The organism is Herbaspirillum sp. WKF16, assembly GCF_028993615.1.
Classification (GTDB): Bacteria; Pseudomonadota; Gammaproteobacteria; order Burkholderiales; family Burkholderiaceae_D; genus Herbaspirillum.
Genome location: NZ_CP118632.1, coordinates 2,669,502 through 2,693,150, shown reverse-complemented (window position 1 = coordinate 2,693,150; position 23,649 = coordinate 2,669,502). Strand labels below are relative to the sequence as shown.

The window sequence follows — 23,649 nt, the reverse complement described above, 5'->3', positions numbered from 1 at the left end:
GCTGGCCCATGAAAATGCCGTCCCGCTTGCGCCGGACGGCATTTTTCTTGCGCGTTCCTCAGCGGCCGCGGATGAGCTCGGCCAGCGCGTCGCCCAGCGATTCCGGGCGTCCCTCGAACAGGCGCTGCAGGTATTGCGGGTCGGCCAGGTAGCGGTACAGGCGCTCGCGCTCGCCGAAGCCGGTCGCCATGCGCACGGCCGCCAGGATGTAGTCGTCCAGCGTGGCGGCGATGGTCCAGTCGGGCATGCCGATGCGGCGGAACAGGCCTTCGTCGATGTGCTCGAACACTTCCGGGCCGGTCTTGCACACGCCCGGCAGGCCCACCGTGAAGGCGTCGATGATGCCGTTGGTGTTGCCGAAGGGCAGGGGCGAGAGGAACATGTCGCACTGGTTGAAGATGGACAGGTACTCCTGGTAAGGCTGGTGCGGATAGACGCTGGCGCCGGGCACGTAGCGCAGGATCAGGCGCTGCAGCTGCGGATACAGCAGCCCCTGCGCCTGGCCCACCAGGAAATGGAAGCGCACCTGCTTGCCTGGTCGGCCGTCAGGCGGCTGCAGCGCCAGTTCGGCGATCTTCTGGCAGGCCATCAGGAAGCGCGGGTTCATCTTCATCGTGGTGGCGGCAATGGCCACGTTGACGTAGGGCTTGTCGGTGCGTTCCAGGCGCGGCACGCTGAACGGAACGGCCGACGGACGGTAGGGCTGGCCGTCGGCCGGCAGGCGCAGCAGTTTCTCGCTGAAGCAGGCCGGGTCGCCGACGAAGTCGTCCTCCACGCTGATGTAGTCGATGCGCTTGGAGTGCGTGGTGGCCGGGTGGCCCAGCGCGGCCACCTGCAGCGGCGCCACGCGCAGGTTGGCGGCGAACATGGTGATGGGGAACATGCCCACGCTGGGCATGTACAGCACGCGCGGCTTGCGCTGCACGGCAAGCGCGCGCAGCTGCGCCAGGCAGGCCAGCATGTCGCCCGGCTTGTCGAAGGCGATGAACTCGTCGAACACGGCGCGGCCCAGTTCGTCGGTATTGGCCTCGTAGCCGATGGCCACCAGGCGGAAGTGGCGGCGCGCCGCCTCCAGCGTCTTGGAGTGGGTGCGGTAGATCGAGTGGCCGCCGGAGAACCATTCCAGCAACACCAGCATGACCGGTTTTTCATCGTCCGCCGCGGTCGCACCGCCTTCAGCGGATTCGATGTCGTGCAGCCCGGCTTCGCGCAGCTTCTTCTCGATCAGGACGTTGATGGCGCCCTTGATGCGATGGCGCTGCGGCAGGTCGGCGTAGCTGCAGTGCATGTAGACGTCATGCAGCACCGCCACCGGCAGGCCGTCCAGCGAATCCAGTTCCTGCAGGCGGTCGGGCAGCCAACCGAGCAGCGCTTCGCGCTTGGAGTGCGCGGCCGGCGTGCCCAGGAAGCGCGGCGACATCAGCGCCATGAACAGGGCCGCCGCCAGCGGCTTGTTCTGTTGCCACAGCATCTCCACGTCCAGCGGCAATTCCGACTCCGGCGAATAGAGGATGCAGAACTTCACCAGGTCCAGCGGCTTGATCTGGAACACGGTGGCGTCCGGACCGCCGAGGTTGAGCGAGCGCAGGATGTGGTCGCAGTTGATGAAGTGGCTGGCGCCGAACAGGGACGACAGCCAGCGCTGGAAGTTGATCAGCTGGCCGAAGCCGTCCGGGCTGATATGGAAGCCGGGATCCGAGAACAAGGCCGAGATCGCGCTGGTCACGCGCGTGAGCACATGCTGCTCCAGCGCCGCGGCCGATACCGCCGGCGACACCGACAGCGAGAAATTGCTGGCCAGCTTGCCGTAGTTGCGGTCGATCAGCACCAGCAGGCGCACCAGCTCGCGCGCGGCCGGCTCCTGCTGGCGCGAGTAGCAGAGGTATTCGAATTTTTCCAGGGAGAAAATGTCGTCGGTCGTGGTGGCCGTCATGGCTGGATTCGCTTCTCGCATGAAATAAAAAAGGACGCACCCGGCATTGTGCCGCCGAAGTGCGTCCGCCGCCAGCTCCCAAGCCAGGCGTCAACCCCGGGCCGCCGGATTGCGTGGCCCGTTTCCCCCACAAAGGGTATTCGTGCTCCTTATTGGCCCAGCTTGTAGAAAGCCGTATCCAGCTTCTGCTGCGCCGCGGCCAGCTTGTCGCGCTGGCCCTTGAGCCATTGCTCGTCCTGCGCCAGGCGCGCGCGCTCGGCGGTGAGCATGCGCTGCACCTCGGCGCGCTGCGGGCCGCCCAGGCCGCGGCTGGAATCGATCATGTTCTGCGCGGTCAGGGCCTGGCGGAAGCGCTCCTGCGTCAGCGGGAAGCGGGCGTGGTCGAAGTCGAAGGCCTTCAGGGCGTCGCCGTAGATCTTCTGCACCTGGTCGAACGGGATGTCGGCCGGCTTGATCTTGTTCAGGCGGCCGTAGGTCACCAGGTCGGAGGCGAAGTGGTGGCCCACGCGGAAGGGCACGTTGGAGTCGCGTTGCAGGATGTCGGCCAGCTCGGTGGTGGTGGAGTAGTCGGCATCCACCTCGGCCAGGGCGCGATCCTTGTCGATCACCAGGTTGGTCATCAGGTCGGCCAGCTTGCCGAAGGAGTTGGCGGTCAGGTCCAGCGTCTTCTCGACCTGGTCGCGCTTGTAGTCGGGCATGCCGGGCGTGACGTTGTGCGCCTCGACCTGGAAGGTCATGGCGCCGCCCACCACCTCGCTGGCTTGCAGCCGCAGCACGTTCAGGCCGTAGGGGTTGCGCTTCTGCGGCATGATGCTGGAGGTGCCGGTCAGGCGGCCCTCGCGGATCATGATCCACGGGTAGGGGTTGTGGTACTGGGTGTGCATGTCCTGCATCAGGATGCCGATGGTCAGCGCGGCGTTGCTGCAGATGCCGACCAGTTCCACGCCGATGTCGAGCGCGCCCAGCTGGGCCGCGTCATAGGAGTTCTCCACCGGGCCATCGAAGCCCAGCAGCTCGGCCAGGCGGTTGCGGTCCACCGGGAAGCTGGAGGTGCCCAGCGCGGCCGCGCCCAGCGGATTGAGGTTCAGGCGCGCATAGGCTTCCCGGAAGCGGGCGGCGTCGCGGCCGAAGGCGGCGGCGAAGGCCAGCAGGTAATGCGCATAGGTGGTCGGCTGCGCCTGCACGCCGTTGGTGTAGGCGGGGACGATGGTGTCGAGGTTGTCTTCGGCCAGCTTCAGGAACACCGCCTTGGACTTGTTCATCTGCTCCATCAGCGCCAGCACGCGCTCGCGCTGCATCAGGCGGCGCGTGGTCGAGAGGATGTCCTGGCGGCTGCGTCCGGAGTGCATGCGCGAGCCGTCCGGGCCGGCGTAGGCCAGGATCAGCGGCTCGTACTGCAGGTAGTCGGCGGGGCGCTTGGCGCCGGGCTGGTCGCCGTCCCTGATCACCTGGTCGACCGCCTTGACGATGGTCTTGCCCAGCTCCGGCGGCACGATCTTGTTCTCGATCGTCATCACGGTCGAGGCCTTGTTCATTTCCCCGAGGAAGTAGAAATTGTCATGCGGATTCTTGTCCGCCGCGAAGGCCGGCAGCATGCAGGCCGCCAGCGTCAGGACGGCCAGCTTGCGCAGGCGCGGCACGCGTGGGGTGCGGAGGTGATTGGCTTTCATGGTGTTGGCTCTCTGTGGATGAGTGATGGGATATCTCAATCGGAAACCGGGCGGCCCAATTGCGCCAGGTCGATGCTGACGCGGTCGGCGTCGCCGCCGATGGGCGTCAGGCGCATCGATGCCGGCGCCGGCGTGATCCATGTCTTGTCGACCTGGCTGCTCTGCACCGAAGTCGAGGCCGGCGTCACGACCGGATTGGTCAGGGTGTTGCTGGTGAAGCCGCCCAGGTTGCGGATCACCACGCCGCTGCCCAGGGCGGCGATGGTGGTGGTGTCGCCGGATTGGCCGATCGGCGTGCCGCCGGCGGCGCGCGCGGTGATCGACAACACGCCGTCCTGCACCAGCAGCGCGTTGTTGCCGCCGTTGAAGCGCAAGCCGTAGGCGCCGTTGCTGATGGCGGTGACGTTCAGGTTGCCGCTGCCGCCGGCGGCCACCGTGTTGTAGCCGTTGCTGCTGGTGCCGACGAAGGAAATGCCTTCGCCCGAACCCAGGCCGGTGCCGGAGAGGCTGACGTTGCCGCTGGCCGAGGCGATGGACACGCCGTTGGCCGGCGTCGCGGCGGCGGCGCGGATCAGGATGCCCGCAGCTGAAGAAGAGGCGCTGCTCACGCCGGTCAGCGCGAGGTCGCCGCTGACGGTGGCGATGATATTGGCGCTGGCGTTGCCGGACGGGTAGATGCTGATGCCGCTGCCGAACACCGAGCTGCCGTTGAGGGCCACCGATCCGCTGCCGGTGGCGCGGATGGTGTTGATGCCGGTCTGCATGCCGATGCCGTCGCCGTAGTTGCTGGTGCCGGTAATGGACAGCTTGCCGTTTTCCACGCTCACGGTGGCGCGGCCGTTGCCGTAGAAGGCCACGCCGTTGCCCTGGTCGCCGGCGTTGCCGGTGAGCGTGACGTTGCCGTTGCCGGTGGTGCTGATCACGTTGGTGACGGAGAGGATGGCGATGCCGTGGTCCAGCTCGGGCAGGTTGGGCGAATGGAAGTTGCCGTTCAGCGTGATGTTGCCGCCCTGCGAGGTGATGCGGTTGGCCGAGGCGGTGCCGTTGCCGCCCAGCGCGATGGCGTCCGAGGTACCCACCGAGTCGCCCGTCAGCGTGATGTTGCCGGTCGTGGTGGAGACGGTCACGCCCTGCGAGCCGCCGGTCGAGTTGAAGAAGATGCCGTAGCCGCCGAAGCTGTTGGTGCTGTTGCCGTTGATGACGATGTCGCCGCTGGTGGTGCTGAGGTTGATGGCGGCATTGGCGCCGGAGGGCGAGATGTCGACGCCGCGGCCGGAGGCGCTGGTGCCGTCCAGGCGCAGCTGGCCGGTGGTGGCGCCCACGTTGATCGTGGCGTAGGCGCCGCCGGCGTCCAGCGAGAGCGCCTTGAACGAGCCGCTGGAGTTGTTGACCTGGGTGTTGTTGGCGGCCAGGTTGACGTTGCCGGCGCTGCTGCGCACGGTGATGTTGGCGCCCGGGGCGGAGGCCGAAGTGCCCGCGCCCGAAGCGATGAAGGCCATCGACGGCGTGGTGCCGCCGGCGCTGTTGCCGGTGATGGCGATGTTGCCGCCGGTGAGCACCGAGATGGTCGACGCCGCGGCCGAGCCGTTCAACAGGGCGCCGTAGCTGCCGCCGCTGCTGCCGGTGATGGAAATGTTGCCGGTGGTCGAACTGAGCGCAATGCCCGATCCGGCGCCCAGCGTCAGCAACTCCACCGCGCGGCCCGCGCTGCTGGCGCCGCTGATGGTGATGTTGCCGCCGGCGGTCGCGGCCAGTTTGACGTTGCCGCCGGAGCCGCTGCTGGTGTTGGCCGCGATGAACACGCCGCGCCCGCTGCCGGCGAAGCCGTTGGCATTGGCCTGGATGGTCAGGTTGCCGCTGCCCACCGTGATGTTCTGGGACGAGGTCGCCGCCGTGGAGCAGATCAGCACGCCGAAGCCCGACGTGGCGTTGCCGCTGATGTTGACGTCGCCCGAGCCAGTGGCGGCGATGGTGTTGTTGGTGCTGAAGATGCGGGTGGCGTTGCCGCTGCCCAGGTTGGTGCTGTCGATCTTGATCGAACCGGCGCCGCTGGTGAGCAGCTTGCTGCCGCCGGTCAGGATGAAGGCGTCGCCGGTGCCGCCGGCGTTGCCCTGGATCGCGCTGATGTTGATGTTGCCGCCGCCGGCGTCCAGCGTGCTGCCGCCGGCGATGGCGGTGGCGTTGCCGTTGCCGCCGGTGGTGTTGCTGATCAGGGTGATGTTGCCGCCGTTGGTGGTGATGGAGGCATTGCTGAGGGCGATCGAGCCGTTGCCCGCGGTGCTGGAGTTGAGCGTGACGTTGAGCGTCTTGCCGGCGGCGTTGCTGATGCTGGTGTTGGTCATCGAGATGTTGCGATGCGCCAGCAGCGTCAGCGAGGCGTTGCCGACGGCCCGGATGTTGTCGGAGACGGTGATGTCGCCGCCGGTCGCCGCCCCTCCGGTGGTGGTCTGCACGATGATGTTGGCGCCTTCGCTGAGCGAGGCGTTCAGCGTGGCCGAGCTCAGCGTCGAATTGGTCGTGCCCGACGGCTGGAACGGGCTGCTGGCGTTCATGCCGCTGCTGGCGCCGCTGGTGATGTTGATGCTCACCGGATCGAGCAGCCAGGTGCCGCCGCGGGAAAGGTTCACGGCGCCGCTCACGTCGAGGTAATGCCCGGACGTCTCCACCAGGCCGCCCGCGCCGGCTGCGCCGCCGGCCACGTTGATGTCGCCGTAGAAGCGCGTGGCGTCCTCCGACCACAGGATCACCTTGCCGCCGTTGCCCGAGGAGCGCGCCGAGGCGTCGATGCTGGCGTTGGCGTCCATGTAGGTGGCGCTGGCCTGGAACACGCCGTTGCCGCCCTGGTAGTCGCCGCCGGCCAGCACGGTGCCGCCGCCGGCGTCGCCCGAGGCGTCGATGCGGCTGCCGTCGAACATGCCCACGTACTGGCCCAGCAGCTTCACGCTGCCGCCGGTCTCGCCGGCATTGCGGCCGGAGACGTCGATGACGCCGCGATTGGCGACCACGCCGCTGTCGCCGCCGTCGAGCACCACCACGCCGTTGCGCTGTTGCAGGCTGGTGGCTTCGATGATGCCGCTGTTGTTGACCACTTCGGCCATCAGCGCATTGCCGGCGTGCGCGCTCATCAGCACCGTGCCGCCGTTGGCCTGGATCAGCCCGGCGTTGGCGACGCCGGCGTTGACGGCGGGATTGTTGACCTCCATGTTGATGAGGCCGTCGCCGTTGAAGTCGAGCGTGATCTTCTGGCCCGCGCCCAGCGCCACCGAACCGAGCCGGGCGGCGATGGCGCCTTCGTTGCGCACCTGCGCGCCCAGCAGCGCCACGTAGCCGCCGTCGGTGGCGGTGATGTTGCCCAGGTTGACTACCGTTCCATTGCCGCCTTCAAGCTCGAACACATTGCGCCCGGCCATGAAGTTGGCGTCCGAGATGTTGAGCGTGCTGGCCACCAGGCCGCCGACGCTGACCGAGGACCCGGCGCCGAACAGCACGCCGTTGGGGTTGACCAGGTAGACCTGGCCGTTGGCGTTCAGGGCGCCCATGATCTGCGAAGCGTCGCTGGAGAGCACGCGGTTCAGCGCCACCGACGAGGAGGTCGGTTGCACGAAGTTGACCGAGGCGGCGCTGCCGATGTTGAAGGTGTCCCAGTTGGTCACCATGCGGCCGCTGTTTTGCGTCACGGTCATGGTGTTGCCGGAACTGCTGATGGCGCCGCTGCCGGCAACGATCTGGCCGTTGGTGGGCAGGGCGCCGGCGTCCAGCGCGGCGGCGGTCAGCGGCGCCAGGCCGAAGGCCGCGCACAGCGCCGCGTGGGCGATCGGCGACAGGGCGGGCAGGCGCGGGCGGCGGGCGGGTGGTCGGTGGTTCATCTGGTCTCCTCTTGTGTCCTTCGGAAGCTCTGCGTCTTCAGAAGGAGTAGTTCGCACCCACGCCGATGGCGCGGATGGCGGTGCCCACGCCGGGCGAGAAGCCCGAGGCGCCGAGCACGCCCGACACTGCGTAGTTATAGTTGGCCAGCGCGTTGTTGCGCAGGATCACGTACTGGCCGAACAGGCGCAGCTGCTTGCTCCAGGCGTAGGAGAAGCCGTAGGCCTGCTGGCTGGCGCCCATGCCCTCGGTGGAGCATTTCACGCCGTTGCCCGAGATCATGCTGCACTCGCCGGGCAGGGCGCGGCCGGCGCTGGCCAGGAGCGTCCAGTCGCGGATCTTGTGCGACAGCCCCAGCATGTAGGCGCGGCGGCGATAGTTCTGCATGTCGGTGGAGGTGGTGCTGGTATTGACGACGCCGTATTCCGAGTAGGACAGGTCGTCGGCGATCAGCGAGACCTTGGTGGCGCCGAAGTCGTACGCCAGGCCGTAGCGCAAGCTGAAGTCCGACGACGAGGTGCCGGCGGTCACCGCGGTGTTGCTGCCCACGCCGCGCGCATTGCGGCCCAGGCTGGCGATGCCGAAGTAGTTGATGTGCTGCTCGGCCGACACCACCGCGGTCAGGCCGCCGTATTCCCAGGTCAGGCTGCCGCTGTACATGTAGCCGGTGGAGACGTCGTCGGCCGCCTTCATGCTGTTGTCGGAAAGGGCGATCTTGGCCTGCAGGCCGTTCCACTTGGGCGTCCAGTAGGCGAACATGCCGGCCTGGCGGCGGTTGAAGGCGGCGTCATCGTTATTGGAGCTGTTGGCCGTGCCCACCGGACCGGAGTTCTTGGTGATGCTGGTGACGAAGCCGGGCGAGCCGATCAGGTTGTAGTGCGCGGCGCTGGTGCGGCCCTGGAAGGGATCGAGCGAGGTCATGCTCTCCTTCATGGGGGTATCCCAGTTGCCGTACATCAGCGTGCCCCAGGAGGGATTGTTCAGCGCCACGCCGGTGTTGCGCAGGTCCTGCGCATGCGTCCAGTCGGGCACCGACGGGTCGCTGCGGTTGGTGTAGTTCAGCGTCAGGCCAAGCTCCAGCTGCCACAGGAATTTCCATTGCTCATAGAGCTGCACGCCGCTGTGGGCGCCGACATAGGAGACGTTGTCGCGCACGCGCCAGAAGCTGTTCATGTTGCGTCCGTTGGGCGTGGCCAGCTGGCTCTGGTTGGCGGCGGCCTGCGGCGTGGCGCCGTAGCGGCTGACGTATTCCGGCACCAGGCCCAGCGAACCGTACAGCACGAAGGCGGTTTCGGGTTCCTCGAAATCCTCGCCCTTGCCGCCGAGATCGCTGGCCAGTCCCGCGAAGGCCTTGGGCGAACCGGAGACCGAGACCCACACCCGGCGCGCGTTGCGCTGCTCGGTGGTCGGATCGACGCCGGGCGAGATCGCGAAGGCGGCGTTCATCACGATGTCCTTGTGGTACAGGTTCAGGCCCACGCCGTAGCCGGAACGCGAAAGGCGGTTGACGCTGCTGTCCCATGGCGTCTTGTTGACGGTGACGCGACCGGCGTCGCCGAACAGCACGCCCTCGGCCACGGCGCCGCCGATCATGCCCAGGCGCTTGCGCAGTTCCAGCCGCGCCAGCACGCCTTCGTCGCCGGCGGCTTCGCCCACCGGATAGGCGCGTACGCCATTGGGGCCGCCCAGGCTCATTTTTTCAGAGGCGTCCAGGTTCTTGTCGGCCCATTGCGCCGATATCGAGCCGAGCAGCGCATAACCGCCGCCCAGCTGTTGCAGGCGCGAGAAGCCGACATTGACCTTCTTGTAGTTGCCGGCGGCCTTGGCGGTGATGCGGTCGAGCGCGGCGTCGTTGGGCGTTTCCTTGTCCAGCGAACCGCGCCCGGCGCGGATGCTCCACAGGCTGCTGCCGCCGCCCAGCAGGCCGTCGCGCCAGTCGCCGGAGAGCGTGGCGCTGTTGAAGTTGGACGACTTGTTGACCACGGTGGCCGAGGTGATGTCCTGGAAATGGCGGTACTCGGACGCCAGCCCGAGGTTGATGTTGGCGTTGCGGCTGCGCAGGAGCGAGCTGTTGGCGAAGAAGGTCGAGACCTTGGCCGAACCGCTGGCCTGCGCCGTCTTCAGGTTCTTGCCGACTTCATATTGCAGCTCGGCGAAGTTGGCGCCGATGGAAACGCCGGTGGCGCCGATGGGCATCGAGTAGCCCAGGCCGGCGATGCGCAGGCCTTCGAACGAGTCCTGGGTGTTGAGCGTGAAGCTTTCGCCCAGGCCCAGGGTGTCGTTGAGCGACAGGTTGGCCGACAGGCGGTTGGCGCCGTTGTAGTAGTTGCCATAGTTGTCGAAGGAGGCGCGCGCGGTCCAGGCCGTCATCTCGGAGAGCTTGAGCACGATGTCGGCCGCGCCCGGGGTGGAGGAGGGACGCAGCACCGCGCGCACCGTGACGCCGGCGATGTCCGACAGGCGCAGCAGCACGCGTTCCAGGTCGGCCTCGCGGATCACGTCGCCGGGATGCAGGGCGTCGATGAAGTGCTGCAGCGTATCCTTGCCCAGGCGGGTATGCGGATCGGTCTCGGCGCTGACCGCGCCGATCACGCCCTCGCGCACGCCGATGGCGACCACGCCGCCGGCGATCTCTTGCGCCGGCAGGTAGGCGCGCGCCACCGGGTAGCCTTCGGCGCGGTACAGCGCGGTAATGCGGGCGGCCGCTTCGCGCAGGCCGCGCAAGTCGAGTTCCTGGCCGACCAGCGATGCCAGCTCGGCCTGCAGGCGCGCCTCGGGCAGCGAGGCGTTGCCCGACAGCTTGAAGCCGGCGACATGCACGCGCAGGTCGCCGCCGGCCGGGGGCTGGCTGTCGTCGCCGGGTTCGCTTTCCTTCTCGATGCGCACGCGCGGTTGCTGCTGCGCGGGCGTGCGTTCGGCGGGAGAGAGCGCGCCGCGGTTGCTTTCGAAGATGCTGCCGGCGGAGGGCTGGGCGCTCTGCGCCAGGGCGTCCGCCGGCAGCAGCGGCAAGACGGGCGCGGCCGCCATCAGCGTGAATATGCGCCGCGCCAGCGTATGCCGCGCGGCCCCGGAAAATCGGAGCTTCTTCATGGTGTCTCGATTGTTTTAGTTATGTCGCAACCGGCCTGGTTGTTGTTGTGCTGGGCCGGCTCCTCCTCGCGCGCGCCCTCCGGCGCGCGTGCCGCTTCACTTCAATGCCGCATCGCTCAGCGCTGCGGGAACAGCTTCAGGGCCGTCTCTTCCGAACGGAACAGCTTGTCGGCCTCGTGCGCCGCGCCCGGCACCTGGAATTCCGGATGGTTCACGGCGACTTTCCATTGCGCCGACAGGAACGCTTCATAGCGCACGAAATTGAGCTGGCGCTCGACCCGGTTGCTGCCCTGCATGGCCGCGCCGCAGGCCTTGTCCAGGTAGCGGTGGTTGCCGTTGTTGTCGCGCGCGCCGACCATGTAGGTGATGTTGCGGGCGGCATAGCGGGCGAACAGCTGCTGGCCGGAGAGGTGCTGGCGCGCCAGGTACTCGGGCGGATTGTCGATGCCGTAGCGGTAGTTGTTGTAGCCCGGGCACATGATGGACTTGGGCAGGTCGAAGCCGTCGCCGTCCGGGCGATGCGCCTCGAAATAGACATAGGACGACGGGCTGGAGATGATGTAGCGGATGGCGATGCCGGCTTGTTGCAGCGGCGCGTCCAGGTCGTTCATCACGGCGAAGCGCTGCATCAGCTGGGCGCCGGCCGAGTGGCCCATCATCACGATCTCCTTCAATTGCGGGAAGCGCTTGCGGTCGGACAGCCAGTGCACGATGTCTTCCAATGCCTGGAACGAGCTCAGGCCCTCGACGCCGCGTTCCGACGCCTCGCCCTGCATCCACGTGCCGCCGCCCCACAGCGGCATGGCGGAGCTCGCGCCTTCATCGGCCTGCACCATGAAGTTGGGCGCCAGCAGCAGCGTGCCCGAGGCCGGCAGCCTGGCCTGCTTGAGCAGGTGCTGGCCGACGCCGAAATAGTCATCGGCGTTGCGCTTGACGCCATGCACCAACACCACCGCGCGCGACACCTGGAGCGGCTGCGAGAGATCGTTGTTGGCGTAGACGGCGAAGGAGTAGGGCTGCTGCGCGCCGAGCTGGATGGTCTGGCGCGCGGGGGCGGCGTCGTCGGCGGCGCGGGCGTGGAGCATGGGGACGGTCAGTGCCACCAGGGTAAAGATCAGCGCGGCGATGCCGGGCGCGAAGGAGGCCGCGTTCTCAAGCCGGCGCGCCAGCTTGCCGTGAATGGGCGATGCGTTCTTGCGCGCGCCGGCGCCGTGTTGCTGGGTCTGTTCCTGTGCCGCCATGATCCTGAGTCCGCCTGGTGCTGTGGTCGTGCAGGTGCGCGCGGCAGGATGGTGCTGCTGTCTCCCTCCGCAGGCAGGAATCCTGCTGCTGGTTGTTGTTATTGATGCAGCGGATTATAGGAGCGTGGTTTGGCTATGTAAAATATCTGGAACGCGCTAGCAGCAGATTTTAAAAGTATGGAATGAGCATCGTGGAGGCAGTATCGTGGATCTTCATGCGTTCGAGTTATCCCGCTCCCCGTCGTCCCCGCGAAAGCGGGGATCCAGCGACGTTTGCTGCGCATCGCCGGCCGTTGGACGACACTGGGTTCCTGCTGTCGCAGGAACGACAAGCAGTTGGTCACTTGAGCGGATGAAGGCTGATGCCATCCTTTCCCTGTCGTCCTGACGAAGGTCAGGACCCAGCGTCGTTCAGCGGTCATCGATGCATGACAAACGTCACTGGATCCCGGCCTGCGCCGGGACGACAGGCAAGAGGGGCTAGAACAGGGAGAGGGATTGGCTATCTCCTCATTGTCGTCCCCGCGAAAGCGGGGATCCAGCGACGTTTGCTGCGCATCGCCGGCCGTTGGACGACACTGGGTTCCTGCTGTCGCAGGAACGACAAGCAGTTGGTCACTTGAGCGGATGAAGGCTGATGCCATCCTTTCCCTGTCGTCCTGACGAAGGCCAGGACCCAGCGTCGTTCAGCGGTCATCGATGCATGACAAACGTCACTGGATCCCGGCCTGCGCCGGGACGACAGGCAAGAGGGGCTAGAACAGGGAGAGGGATTGGCTATCTCCTCATTGTCGTCCCCGCGAAAGCGGGGATCCAGCGACGTTTGCTGCACATCGCCGGCCGTTGGACGACGCTGGGTTCCTGCTTTCGCAGGTGCGACAAGTAGTTGGTCACTTGAGCGGATGAAGGCTGATGCCATCCTTTCCCTGTCGTCCTGACGAAGGTCAGGGCCCAGCGTCGTTCAGCGGTCATCGATGCATGACAAACGCCACTGGATCCCGGCCTGCGCCGGGACGACAGGCAAGAGGGGCTAGAACAGGGAGAGGGATTGGCTATCTCCTCATTGTCGTCCCCGCGAAAGCGGGGACCCAGCGACGTTGGTTGCGCATCGCCGGCCGTTGGACGACGCTGGGTTGCTGCTTTCGCAGGAACGACAAGTAGTTGGTCACTTGAGCGGATGAAGGCTGATGCCATCCTTTCCCTGTCGTCCTGACGAAGGTCAGGACCCAGCGTCGTTCAGCGGTCATCGATGCATGACAAACGTCACTGGATCCCGGCCTGCGCCGGGACGACAGGCAAGAGGGGCTAGAACAGGGAGAGGGATTGGCTATCTCCTCATTGTCGTCCCCGCGAAAGCGGGGATCCAGCGACGTTTGCTGCACATCGCCGGCCGTTGGACGACGCTGGGTTGCTGCTTTCGCAGGTGCGACAAGTAGTTGGTCACTTGAGCGGATGAAGGCTGATGCCATCCTTTCCCTGTCGTCCTGACGAAGGTCAGGACCCAGCGTCGTTCAGCGGTCATCGATGCATGACAAACGCCACTGGATCCCGGCCTGCGCCGGGACGACAGGCAAGAGGGGCTAGAACAGGGAGAGGGATTGGCTATCTCCTCATTGTCGTCCCCGCGAAAGCGGGGATCCAGCGACGTTTGCTGCGCATCGCCGGCCGTTGGACGACACTGGGTTCCTGCTGTCGCAGGAACGACAAGCAGTTGGTCACTTGAGCGGATGAAGGCTGATGCCATCCTTTCCCTGTCGTCCTGACGAAGGTCAGGACCCAGCGTCGTTCAGCGGTCATCGATGCATGACAAACGCCACTGGATCCCGGCCTGCGCCGGGACGACAGGAAGGTGAGGGACTCGTACAACCGAGAGATCAAGTTCCTCCTTCTGTGTCGTTCCTGCGAAAGCAGGAACCCAGCGCCGTCCACCGCATCTCTCCACAAACCAAGCAGGCAAGAAAAAAGCCGCGGACTTGCGTTCGCGGCTTTCTCCCTTTGCCAGGCAACGCGCCGCAACCCGGCGCGCATCCAGATGGATCAGACTGCGTCCAGCGCCTTGTTCAGCGTTTCGCTGGGGCGCATGACGGCGAAGGTCTTGGCGCGGTCCGGCATGTAGTAGCCGCCGATGTCGACCTGCTTGCCTTGCACCGCGTTCAGCTCGCCGACGATCTTCTGCTCGTTCTCGGCCAGGGCCTTGGCCAGCGGCGCGAAGTGCTTGGCCAGGTCGGCGTCGTCCTTCTGCGCGGCCAGTTCCTGCGCCCAGTACAGGGCCAGGTAGAAGTGGCTGCCGCGGTTGTCGAGCTCGCCGGTCTTGGCCGAAGGCGACTTGTTGTTGTCCAGCAGCTTGCCGGTGGCGGCGTCCAGCGTCTTGGCCAGCAGCTTGGCCTTTGCGTTGCCGGTCTTGATGCCGACGTCTTCGATCGACACGGCCAGCGCCAGGAATTCACCCAGCGAGTCCCAGCGCAGGTGGTTTTCGCCAACCAGCTGCTGCACGTGCTTGGGCGCCGAACCGCCGGCGCCGGTCTCGAACATGCCGCCGCCGGCCATCAGCGGGACGATCGACAGCATCTTGGCCGAGGTGCCCAGTTCCATGATCGGGAACAGGTCGGTCAGGTAGTCGCGCAGGATGTTGCCGGTCACCGAGATCGTGTCCAGGCCGCGGATCACGCGTTCCAGGGTGTAGCGCATGGCGCGCACCTGCGACATGATCTGGATGTCGACGCCGTTGGTGTCGTGATCCTTCAGGTAGGTGCGGACCTTCTTGATCAGCTCGGCTTCGTGCGGACGGTACGGGTCCAGCCAGAACACCGCCGGCATGCCCGACAGGCGCGCGCGGGTGACCGCCAGCTTGACCCAGTCGCGCACCGCCGGATCCTTGACCTGGCACATGCGCCAGATATCGCCTTCTTCCACGTTCTGCTCCAGCAGGACCTCGCCGTCCAGGGTGACGATGCGCGCCACACCGGCCTGGGCGATTTCGAAGGTCTTGTCGTGCGAACCGTATTCCTCGGCCTTCTGGGCCATCAGGCCGACGTTGGGCACGGTGCCCATGGTGACCGGGTCGAAGGCGCCGTTGGTCTTGCAGAAGTTGATGATTTCCTGGTAGATGCGGGCGAAGGTCGATTCCGGCAGCAGGGCCTTGGTGTCTTCGGTCTTGTTGTCGGCGTTCCACATCTTGCCGCCGGCACGGATCATGGCCGGCATGGAGGCGTCGACGATCACGTCGTTGGGCGCGTGCAGGTTGGTGATGCCCTTGGCGGAGTCGACCATGGCCAGGCGCGGGCGCTTGGCTTCGTCGGCCTTCAGGTCGGCCAGCACTTCAGCCTTCTTGGCTTCCGGCAGGGTGTTGATCTTCTCGTACACGCCGGACATGCCGTTGTTCGGGTTCACGCCGATCTCGGCGAACAGGGCGGCGTGCTTGGCGAAGGTGTCCTTGTAGTAGGTGCGCACGGCGTGACCGAACACGATCGGGTGCGAGACCTTCATCATGGTCGCCTTGACGTGCACCGACAGCAGCAGGTTGGTGTCGAAGGCGTCCTGCATCTGCTCTTCGTAGTAGGCGCACAGCGCCTTCTTGCTCATGAACATGCTGTCGATGATTTCGCCGGCCTGCAACGAGACCTTGGGCTTCAGCACGATGGTCTCGCCGGACTTGGTGACCAGGTCCATCTTGACGTCCACGGCCTTCTCGATGGTCAGGCTCTTTTCGCCGGCGTAGAAGTCGCCGCCGTGCATGTGCGCCACGTGGGTGCGCGAAGCCATGCTCCACTTGGACATCGAGTGCGGGTGCTTGCGGGCGTAGTTCTTGACGGCGTTGGGCGCGCGGCGGTCGGAGTTGCCTTCGCGCAGGACCGGGTTCACGGCGCTGCCGGAGACCTTGGCGTAGCGCTTCTGGATGGCCTTTTCCTCGTCGTTGGCCGGGCTTTCCGGATAGTCCGGCAGCTTGTAGCCGCGTGCCTGCAGTTCGCGGATGGCCGCTTGCAGCTGCAGCACCGAGGCGCTGATGTTGGGCAGCTTGATGATGTTGGCTTCCGGCTTCTGGGTCAGCGCGCCCAGCTCGGCCAGGGTGTCGGGGACTTTCTGTTCATCGGTCAGGAACTCGGAGAATTCAGCCAGGATACGCGCGGCCACGGAGATATCGCTTTCGACGACGTCGATGCCGGCTTGCGCGGTGAACTTCTTGACGATGGGCAGCAGCGAATGCGTCGCCAGGTAAGGTGCCTCGTCAGTCAGCGTATAGATGATGGTCGGGTTGCCAGTAGTCACGATGATGTCCTTGCTGTTGGTGTGTTGGTGTGCTGTGGTGCGTGATCCGTCCGCTGCCGCCGGTGGATGTCTCGTGTGCTTTTGGCTGAGGCATCCGCATGTCCCTGGCTGCTTTCCGGAAGGAAATTCGTCTCCCCGGGCGGCCTCCTGAGGTCGTCCCGTCGGACGCCGCGGCAAAAAACAGCGGTAGTTTACTCCTAAGCGCGGGGAAATGCTTCAACTCTTATATAAGACTTGAAGAATTTTTTGCATGCGACTTGATACCGATGTTGCATGTCATGCAACGAAAGCCCGCGGGCGGAGGAAAACGGGACGAAAAAAAGGCCGCTCGAAAGCGGCCCGTTTCAATAGCTTCAGCAGACTGGCCGCGCCGGATCAGGCCGCGACCGCCTGGCCGGCCGTCTTGTTGCGGTAGAGCACGAAGGTGGCGATCAGGCCGCACACGGCTGCCGCGCTCATCCAGATGCCGGGCGCCGCCTTGTCGCCGGTGGCGTGGATCAGGCCGGTGGCAATCGCCGGGGTGAAGCCGCCGAACAGCGCCGTGGCCAGGCTGTAGGCCAGCGAGAAGCCGGCGGTGCGCACGTCGGCCGGCATCACCTCGGTCAGCGCCACCACCATCGCGCCGTTGTAGCTGGCGTAGAGGAAGGACAGCCACAGCTCGACGATGAGCATCTTGCTGAAGCTGGCGTCATGCACCAGCCAGTTCACGGCCGGGTAGGCGGTCAGGATGGTCAGCACGGTGAAGGCGATCAGGATCGGACGGCGGCCGATGCGGTCCGACAGGGCGCCCATGATGGGCAGCCAGATGAAGTTGGACAGGCCCACGCACAGCGTGACGATCAGGCTGGCCTCGGTCGACAGCTTCAACACGCTCTTGCCGAAGGTCGGGGTGTAGACGGTGATCAGGTAGAACGACACGGTGGTCATCGACACCAGCATCATGCCGGCGATCACCAGCTTCCAGTTCTCCAGCATCGAGCGGAAGATCTGGCCGGTGCTCGGGCGGTGCTTGCGGCGCATGAACTCTTCGGTTTCCTGCAGCGAGCGGCGGATCACGAACAGCACCGGCACGATCAGGCAGCCGATGAAGAAGGGAATGCGCCAGCCCCATTCGCCGATTTCCAGCGGGGTCAGGGTGGTCGAGAGCACGTAGCCGATGGCGGCCGCCACGATGATGGCGACCTGCTGGCTGCCCGACTGCCAGCTCACGTAGAAGCCCTTGTTGCCGGGCGTGGCCATTTCGGCCAGGTAGACCGACACGCCGCCCAGTTCCACGCCGGCCGAGAAGCCCTGCAGCAGGCGGCCGACCAGCACCAGGATCGGGGCCAAGGCGCCGATCGAGGAGTAGGCCGGGACGAAGGCGATCAGCATGGTGCCCAGCGCCATCAGCGCCAGCGTGACGATCAGGCCCTGGCGGCGGCCCACGCGGTCGACGTAGGCGCCCAGGATGATGGCGCCCAGCGGACGCATCAGGAAGCCGGCGCCGAAGGTCATGAAGGTCAGCATCAGCGAGGCGAACTCGTTGTCGCCGGGGAAGAATGCCTTCGAGATGTGGGTGGCGTAGAAGCCGAACAGGAAGAAATCGAACATTTCCATGAAGTTGCCGCTGGTCACGCGCAGCACGGTGGAAAGCTTCGATTGCGAAGATGTGGATGTACTCATGATGTGTGCCTCATTGTGTGTTTGGCGGACCGTGTATCCGGTCTTGCGCCTGTCTCGGCCGGCGCGGGACGCCGGTTCTGGTCAGGATCTTTTCTCGGTGGTTCTTGTGTTGTCAGCTATTGCGCCGCCGATTCTATCCCCGAAAACCGGCGCGCGAACGGCGCGGCGGGCTCGGCGATGCAGATATCGGTTTTTTCGAAAGCTGGATGAAGGGTTGGCGTTAAAAAACCGCATGAATTTTGGAAAAAACGCGCAAACCGCGGGTCGCCGGCGGCCTGCGTTGCGTCAAGGCGCAGGCGCCGCAATTGTGGTGCAATGCAGGAGGACGATCGCGGCGCGCCGCCGCGACGATGCCGACGGAAATCGACAGAGGAAAGGCACAAGATCGCCATGAAGACAGCCGTATTCAGCGCCAGGCGCTATGACCAGACCCTGTTGGCTCGCGCCAATGCAGATGGCCGCCACCAGTTGCTGTTCCTGCAGGACCGGCTGGGCCCGGACACCGCGGCGCTGGCCGCCGGCTGCGAAGCCGTCGCCGTGTTCGTCAATGACGACGTCGGCGCCGCCGTGCTGGCGCAACTGGCCGCGCAGGGCACGCGCTTCGTCACCACGCGCTCGACCGGCTTCAACCATATCGACGCTCGCGCGGCGAGCCGGCAGGGCATCGCCGTGGCGCGCGTGGCCGATTACTCGCCGCACTCGGTGGCTGAGTTCGCGGTTGGCCTGTTGCTGGCGGTCAACCGCAAGATCGCGCGCGCCAGCATGCGCACGCGCGAGGGCAATTTCGAGCTGGACGGATTGATGGGCTTCGACCTTTACGGCAAGACCGTGGGCGTGATCGGCACCGGCAAGATCGGCGTCATCTTTGCCCGCATCATGGCCGGCTTCGGCTGCGCCATCCTCGGCAGCGACGTGCACCGCAATCCCGAGTTCGAGGCGCTGGGCGGACGCTATGTGGAGCATGCGCAATTGTTTGCAGCCAGCGACGTGGTGTCGCTGCATTGCCCGCTGACCGAGCAGACGCGCTACATCGTCAATGCCGCCTCGCTGGCGGCGGCCAAGCCCGGCAGCATCCTGGTCAACACCAGCCGCGGCGGCCTGGTCGACACCGAGGCGGCCATCGCCGCATTGAAGAGCGGCCGCCTGCGCGGGCTGGCGATCGACGTCTACGAGCAGGAGGCCAGCCTGTTCTTCCAGGACTTGTCGTCCACGGTGATCACCGACGACGTGATCCAGCGGCTGGTGTCCTTCCCCAACGTGATCGTCACCGGCCACCAGGCCTTCTTCACCGAAGAGGCGATCGGGCAGATCATGGACACTACCATTCGCAACCTCACCGAATTCGAGGCCGGGCAGGATCTTGGCGAGCGCCAGGTTCGCCCCTGACGCCGGCCCGGTGCCCGTGCGCGTTCAGCGACCCGGGCGAAACAGCAGGTCCATCTGGTCGCCGATGCGCGGCAACAGGTGCTCGCGCACGCGGTGGATGATCTGCTCGGCGTTGGCCACGCCATAGGCTTGGGTCAACTCCTTCTGCATCTCGAAGTGCAGGTAGAGCAGGCCGCGCAGGGTCTCGAAGGCCTTCGGGTGATGATCGCCGCAGACCAGCGCGTTGTCGTTGAGCACATGGCCGATCACGCCCGGATCGAACAGGCGCACCTGGCAGATCACGGCGTGGCGCACGATCTCCATGTCCAGCGCTTCCAGGTCGTGGCTGAATTCGCCGGGGGTATGGCGCTCGGCGCCCAGTTTCTCTTCCATGGCATTTCTCCCGGTAGTGGCGACGCTCCACAATAGCAGAGCGGATCGCGCCATTCCTTGTCCGGGGTCAATAAAGGACGCCCGGCGGGGCCGGGCGTCTTGCCGCTGCGCAGGCCGGACTCAGCCGGCCTCGATCATCGGATAGAACTCGCGGTTCTCGCGGCCGATGCGGTCGAACAGCACCTTGAGCACCCGGTTGGCATCGGCGCGGAAACCTTCCGGCTGCTCGGCGATGCGCTGGGCGTCGTTCCATTGGCGCGAGAAACGGCCGTACTGGGCGGCGATGTCGGCCATCTCCTCCTGGTACTGGCGACCCTTGGCGGCCAGGGCGGCGCCGGCCTGCTGCAGCGCCGGGTAGAGGAAGCGGTCTTCCACCGACAGGTGCAGCTTGATCACCGAACTCATGGCGATGACTTCGCGCGCGATGGCGGCGGCCTGCTCGGCGATGCCTTGCCCGGTCAGCCGCTTGAGCTCCTGCACGTGGTGGATGATGTCGGCGTGTTCGCGGCGGTATTTGTCGAGGTTCATGGTTTTTCCTTGTTCGATAGGGGATAGCTTCAGTCCAGGGCGGCGGCCGGGCCGAAGAACTCGTAGCGGCTCTGCGCCTCGGGCACGCCGATCTCGCGCAGGTAGCGCTTGATCGCCTTCATGAAGGGCTTGGGACCGACGAAGTAGGCGTCGACGTCGGTGGCGGCCGGCATCCAGCTCTGCAGCAGCGCGCGGTCGATCATGCCGGCGGCGTCGGCCTGGCCGTCGCCGGCGCGGGCGCGCTCGTAGCAGAAGAAGCGGCGCAGTTGCGGGTGGCGCGCGGCCAGTTCTTCCACATGCTCGCGGAAGGCGTGCACGCCGGCGTCGCGCGCGGCGTGGATGAAGTGGATCGGGCGGCCGGTGGGCAGCGCGGCGTCCAGCATGGCCAGCATCGGCGTGATGCCGACGCCGCCGCTGATGAGCACCAGCGGCTTGTCGCCGGCTGCGAGCGAAAAGTCGCCCGAGGGCGGGAACAGCTCGACTACCGAACCCTCGTGGATTTCATCGTGCAGGTGGCGCGAGACCTTGCCGGCCGCCTCGCGCTTGACGCTGATGCGGTATTGCGGCGGCTGGCCGGGCAGGTTCAGCGGCGCCGACAGCGAGTACTGGCGGCGCTGCTCCTCGCCGTCCACCACCATGCGCAGGCCGATGTACTGGCCGGGTTCGAAATCGAGCAGGGCGCCGCCGTCCTGCGGGCGGAAGTAGAAGGAGGTGATCTCGCCGCTCTCGGCCACCTTGCGCGCCACGATGAAGTTGCGCGCGCCCCGCCAGCCGCCGGGCGCTGCGGCCTTGGCGTCGTAGGTCTGCTTCTCGGCGCCGATCAGGATGTCGGCCAGCTGGCCGTAGGCCACGCCCCAGGCTTCGATCACGGCGTCGGTGGCGATCTCGGCGCCCAGCACTTCGCGGATGGCGCGCAGCAGGCAGTCGCCCACCATCGGATAGTGCTCGGGCATGATCTGCACCGCCACGTGCTTGTTGACGATCTGCGCGGCCAGCGGGCCCAGCGCTTCCAGGCGGTCGATATGGCGCGCGTACATCAGCACGCCGTTGGCCAGCGCGCGCGGTTGGTCGCCGCTGGCCTGGTGGGTGCGGTTGAACAGCGGCCGCACTTGCGGGTAGTCGCGCATGAGCATCTTGTAGAAGTGCGTGGTCAGCGCCTCGCCGCCGGATTCGAGCAGCGGGACGGTGGATTTGACGATCGCGAGTTGGGCATCGGTAAGCATGCTGGCCTTTCAGTGGTGGAGTGGAGGGTCGAGCATCCGGAGGGCCGGACTTGCCCTTGGTATTACAAGAGCTGTGCCAGCCGCCATACCCAATGAAATCAATGGCTTGGATTCTTATGAAGTCAAATTAACCGTGTCATAATGACCCTCATCGATATTGAATAGAGTCGAAATGACTTCAAGAAACCTGCTTGACGCCTTGCTCCCCCTGGTGGCCGATCTCTCGCGTGAGATCGACGACCGGGAGCGCTACCGCCGCCTGCTGCAGACCATGCGCGCGCTGTTCCCCTGCGACGCCGCGGCGCTGCTGCGGCTGGACGGCGACCTGCTGGTGCCGATGGCCATCGACGGCCTGTCGGGCGACACCCTGGGCCGGCGCTTCCGGGTGGCCGAGCATCCGCGCTTCGCCGCGCTGCTGGCCAATGCGGCGCCGACGCGCTTCCCCGCCGACTCGCCGCTGCCCGATCCCTACGACGGCCTGGTCGACGGCCTCAACGACGCGCACGGCGAACTGGAAGTGCACGACTGCATGGGTTGCGCGCTGACCGTCAACGGCCGCCCCTGGGGGCTGGTGACGCTGGACGCCCTGGGCGCGGGCCGCTTCGACAGCGTCGACATGGCGTCGCTGCGGGCCTTCGCCGACCTGGCGGCGGCCACCGTCAACGTCGCCGAACGCATCGACGGACTCTCGGCCGCCGGTGAGCAGGAGCGCCAGCGCGCCGAGGCCTACCGGCTGGGGCTGGAGGAGAGCCGCGGCAAGCGCGAGCTGATCGGCCAGAGCCCGGCCCACCTGCAGCTGATGCAGGAGATCCGCATGGCCGCGCCCAGCGACATGACGGTGCTGGTCACCGGCGAGACCGGCACCGGCAAGGAGCTGGTAGCGCATGCGCTGCACGCCGCCTCGCCGCGCGCGCGCAAGCCGATGATCAGCCTGAACTGCGCGGCCTTGCCCGATACGCTGGTGGAGAGCGAACTGTTCGGCCACGTGCGCGGCGCCTTCTCCGGCGCGGTGGCCGACCGGCGCGGCAAGTTCGAGATGGCCGACGGCGGCACGCTGTTCCTCGATGAGGTGGGGGAGTTGCCGCTGGCGGTGCAGGCCAAGCTGCTGCGCGTCTTGCAGAGCGGGCAGCTGCAGCGGGTCGGCTCCGACCGCGAGCATCGCGTGGACGTGCGCCTGATCGCCGCCACCAACCGCGACCTGGCCGATGAGGTGAAGCAGGGGCGTTTTCGCGCCGACTTCTACCATCGTCTCTCGGTGTTCCCGATCCGGGTGCCGCCGCTGCGCGAGCGCGGGCGCGACGTGCTGCTGCTGGCCGGCTTCTTCCTGGAAGAGAATCGCGCGCGGCTGGGCCTCTCCAGCCTGCGCCTGGCGGCCGACGCCCAGCGCGCGCTGCTGGACTATGCCTGGCCCGGCAACATCCGCGAACTGGAGCACCTGGTTGGCCGCAGCGCCTTGCGCGCGCTGGCCGGGCACAAGACGCGCCCGAGCATCCTCACGCTGGATGCGCAGGCGCTTGAATTGCATGGACAGGACGGCATTGCGCAAACGGCAAACCAGGCGGCGACATCCGCGCCTTCGCCCGCCCAGGCGGTGAACCTGCGCGACGCGCTCGCGCGCTATGAGCGCGAGCTGGTGGGCGAGAGCCTGGCGCGCAATGCCGGCAACCTGGCTGCCGCCGCGCGCGAGCTGGGCTTGGACCGGGCCAATCTGGCGCGGCTGGCCAAGCGCCTGGGGCTGAAGTGAGGTGAGGTGAGGCGAGGGACGCTGCTTCGATGAAGCCGTCTTGCAAAGATTGCGGCGAAGCCGCACAAAAAAAATCAGGACAGGCCGTCAAGCCTGTCCTGATCCGTTCGCACCGGGTCGATGCCCGGGGCTGTCGTTGTCGCGGCTGTCGGACCTGGGTCCTTGGCCTGTCTCCACATCTCCTGCTTGAAACTTGTGGTGCGTTGCGGCGCGTCTCAGGCCTGCGGCGCCTGGTTTTCCGCATCGGCCAGCTGACCGCGGATGCGGATGGCAGTCAGGTGGCGCGCCGCCGCCGCATCGTCGTTGACGTGCTGCAGGTCCTCGGCCGTATCGTTGGCGGCCTGGGCCTGCGCTTGTTGTTGTGGTGTGGCGATGCCTCCGTGATTGAGTTGCGGCATGATGATCTCCAAAGCGATGAAAATGTCGTGCCGGCCCGGGGCCGGGGCCGTCGCAAGGACGACCTGTTGGCTGAACCTTATGCGTTCGCGTTGCGCTGCAATATCGGTTTCAGTCCTATTTCCGTGTAGGACACACGGCAATTGCCCGCCGGAAAAGACGTTCTCTCCGCTTCCCCGCATGCCTTCCTACACCGATAGTCGCGCGCGGCCGATGGGAGGCGCGCAGGGTTTTCCCTAGGATGGAAGCTCCATACTTTCCGATGCGAAGGAGA

At 66.3% G+C, this 23,649-nt stretch carries 13 protein-coding genes; 2 read left to right on the top strand and 11 right to left on the bottom strand.

Features of this window, described 5'->3' with window-relative positions:
• Positions 1-58 precede the first annotated feature (58 nt).
• The 7 genes from Herbaro_RS12195 to tcuC all read right to left on the bottom strand — a co-directional run bounded on the left by Herbaro_RS12195 (position 59) and on the right by tcuC (position 17,726).
• Positions 59-1,933 carry a peptide transporter gene (locus tag Herbaro_RS12195; RefSeq protein WP_275009899.1) on the bottom strand — a complete coding sequence of 625 codons (1,875 nt, stop codon included), beginning with the start codon at positions 1,931-1,933 and terminating at the stop codon, positions 59-61.
• A 149-nt stretch (positions 1,934-2,082) separates the two neighbouring features.
• On the bottom strand, positions 2,083-3,603 hold the full coding sequence (locus Herbaro_RS12190; protein ID WP_275009898.1) for an argininosuccinate lyase: 1,521 nt from the start codon (positions 3,601-3,603) through the stop codon (positions 2,083-2,085).
• 35 nt (positions 3,604-3,638) lie between these two features.
• Positions 3,639-7,469 carry a beta strand repeat-containing protein gene (locus Herbaro_RS12185; protein ID WP_275009897.1) on the bottom strand — a complete coding sequence of 1,277 codons (3,831 nt, stop codon included), beginning with the start codon at positions 7,467-7,469 and terminating at the stop codon, positions 3,639-3,641.
• Positions 7,470-7,506: 37 nt separating this feature from the next.
• Complete coding sequence (locus Herbaro_RS12180) at positions 7,507-10,557, bottom strand: ShlB/FhaC/HecB family hemolysin secretion/activation protein (RefSeq protein ID WP_275009896.1); 3,051 nt, start codon at positions 10,555-10,557, stop codon at positions 7,507-7,509.
• Positions 10,558-10,673: 116 nt separating this feature from the next.
• On the bottom strand, positions 10,674-11,798 hold the full coding sequence (locus Herbaro_RS12175; RefSeq protein ID WP_275009895.1) for a hypothetical protein: 1,125 nt from the start codon (positions 11,796-11,798) through the stop codon (positions 10,674-10,676).
• 2,037 nt (positions 11,799-13,835) lie between these two features.
• Positions 13,836-16,064: an NADP-dependent isocitrate dehydrogenase gene (locus tag Herbaro_RS12170; RefSeq protein WP_275009894.1), complete on the bottom strand. Its 2,229-nt coding sequence runs from the start codon at positions 16,062-16,064 to the stop codon at positions 13,836-13,838.
• Positions 16,065-16,439: 375 nt separating this feature from the next.
• Entirely contained in the window at positions 16,440-17,726 is a 1,287-nt protein-coding gene (gene tcuC, locus Herbaro_RS12165; protein WP_275009893.1) for an MFS transporter, read from the bottom strand.
• 390 nt (positions 17,727-18,116) lie between these two features.
• Here tcuC and Herbaro_RS12160 point away from each other — a divergent pair, with 390 nt between their 5' ends.
• The gene (locus tag Herbaro_RS12160) at positions 18,117-19,112 is read left to right on the top strand and encodes a 2-hydroxyacid dehydrogenase (RefSeq protein ID WP_275009892.1); all 996 of its coding nucleotides are present in this window, start codon (positions 18,117-18,119) and stop codon (positions 19,110-19,112) included.
• A gap of 24 nt (positions 19,113-19,136) precedes the next feature.
• Here Herbaro_RS12160 and Herbaro_RS12155 read toward each other — a convergent pair whose 3' ends face one another.
• From Herbaro_RS12155 to hmpA, 3 genes are all read right to left on the bottom strand, one after another.
• On the bottom strand, positions 19,137-19,484 hold the full coding sequence (locus Herbaro_RS12155) for a hypothetical protein (protein WP_275009891.1): 348 nt from the start codon (positions 19,482-19,484) through the stop codon (positions 19,137-19,139).
• 120 nt (positions 19,485-19,604) lie between these two features.
• A complete protein-coding gene (locus Herbaro_RS12150) occupies positions 19,605-20,012 on the bottom strand; it encodes a hemerythrin domain-containing protein (protein ID WP_275009890.1) in 408 nt (135 codons plus the stop codon).
• Between the two features lie 29 nt (positions 20,013-20,041).
• Positions 20,042-21,235: an NO-inducible flavohemoprotein gene (hmpA, locus tag Herbaro_RS12145; protein WP_275009889.1), complete on the bottom strand. Its 1,194-nt coding sequence runs from the start codon at positions 21,233-21,235 to the stop codon at positions 20,042-20,044.
• Between the two features lie 172 nt (positions 21,236-21,407).
• Here hmpA and norR point away from each other — a divergent pair, with 172 nt between their 5' ends.
• Positions 21,408-22,979: a nitric oxide reductase transcriptional regulator NorR gene (norR, locus tag Herbaro_RS12140; protein WP_275009888.1), complete on the top strand. Its 1,572-nt coding sequence runs from the start codon at positions 21,408-21,410 to the stop codon at positions 22,977-22,979.
• A gap of 215 nt (positions 22,980-23,194) precedes the next feature.
• Here the strand turns inward: norR and Herbaro_RS12135 are convergent, their stop codons facing one another.
• The gene (locus Herbaro_RS12135; RefSeq protein ID WP_275009887.1) at positions 23,195-23,377 is read right to left on the bottom strand and encodes a hypothetical protein; all 183 of its coding nucleotides are present in this window, start codon (positions 23,375-23,377) and stop codon (positions 23,195-23,197) included.
• Between the last annotated feature and the right edge of the window lie 272 nt (positions 23,378-23,649).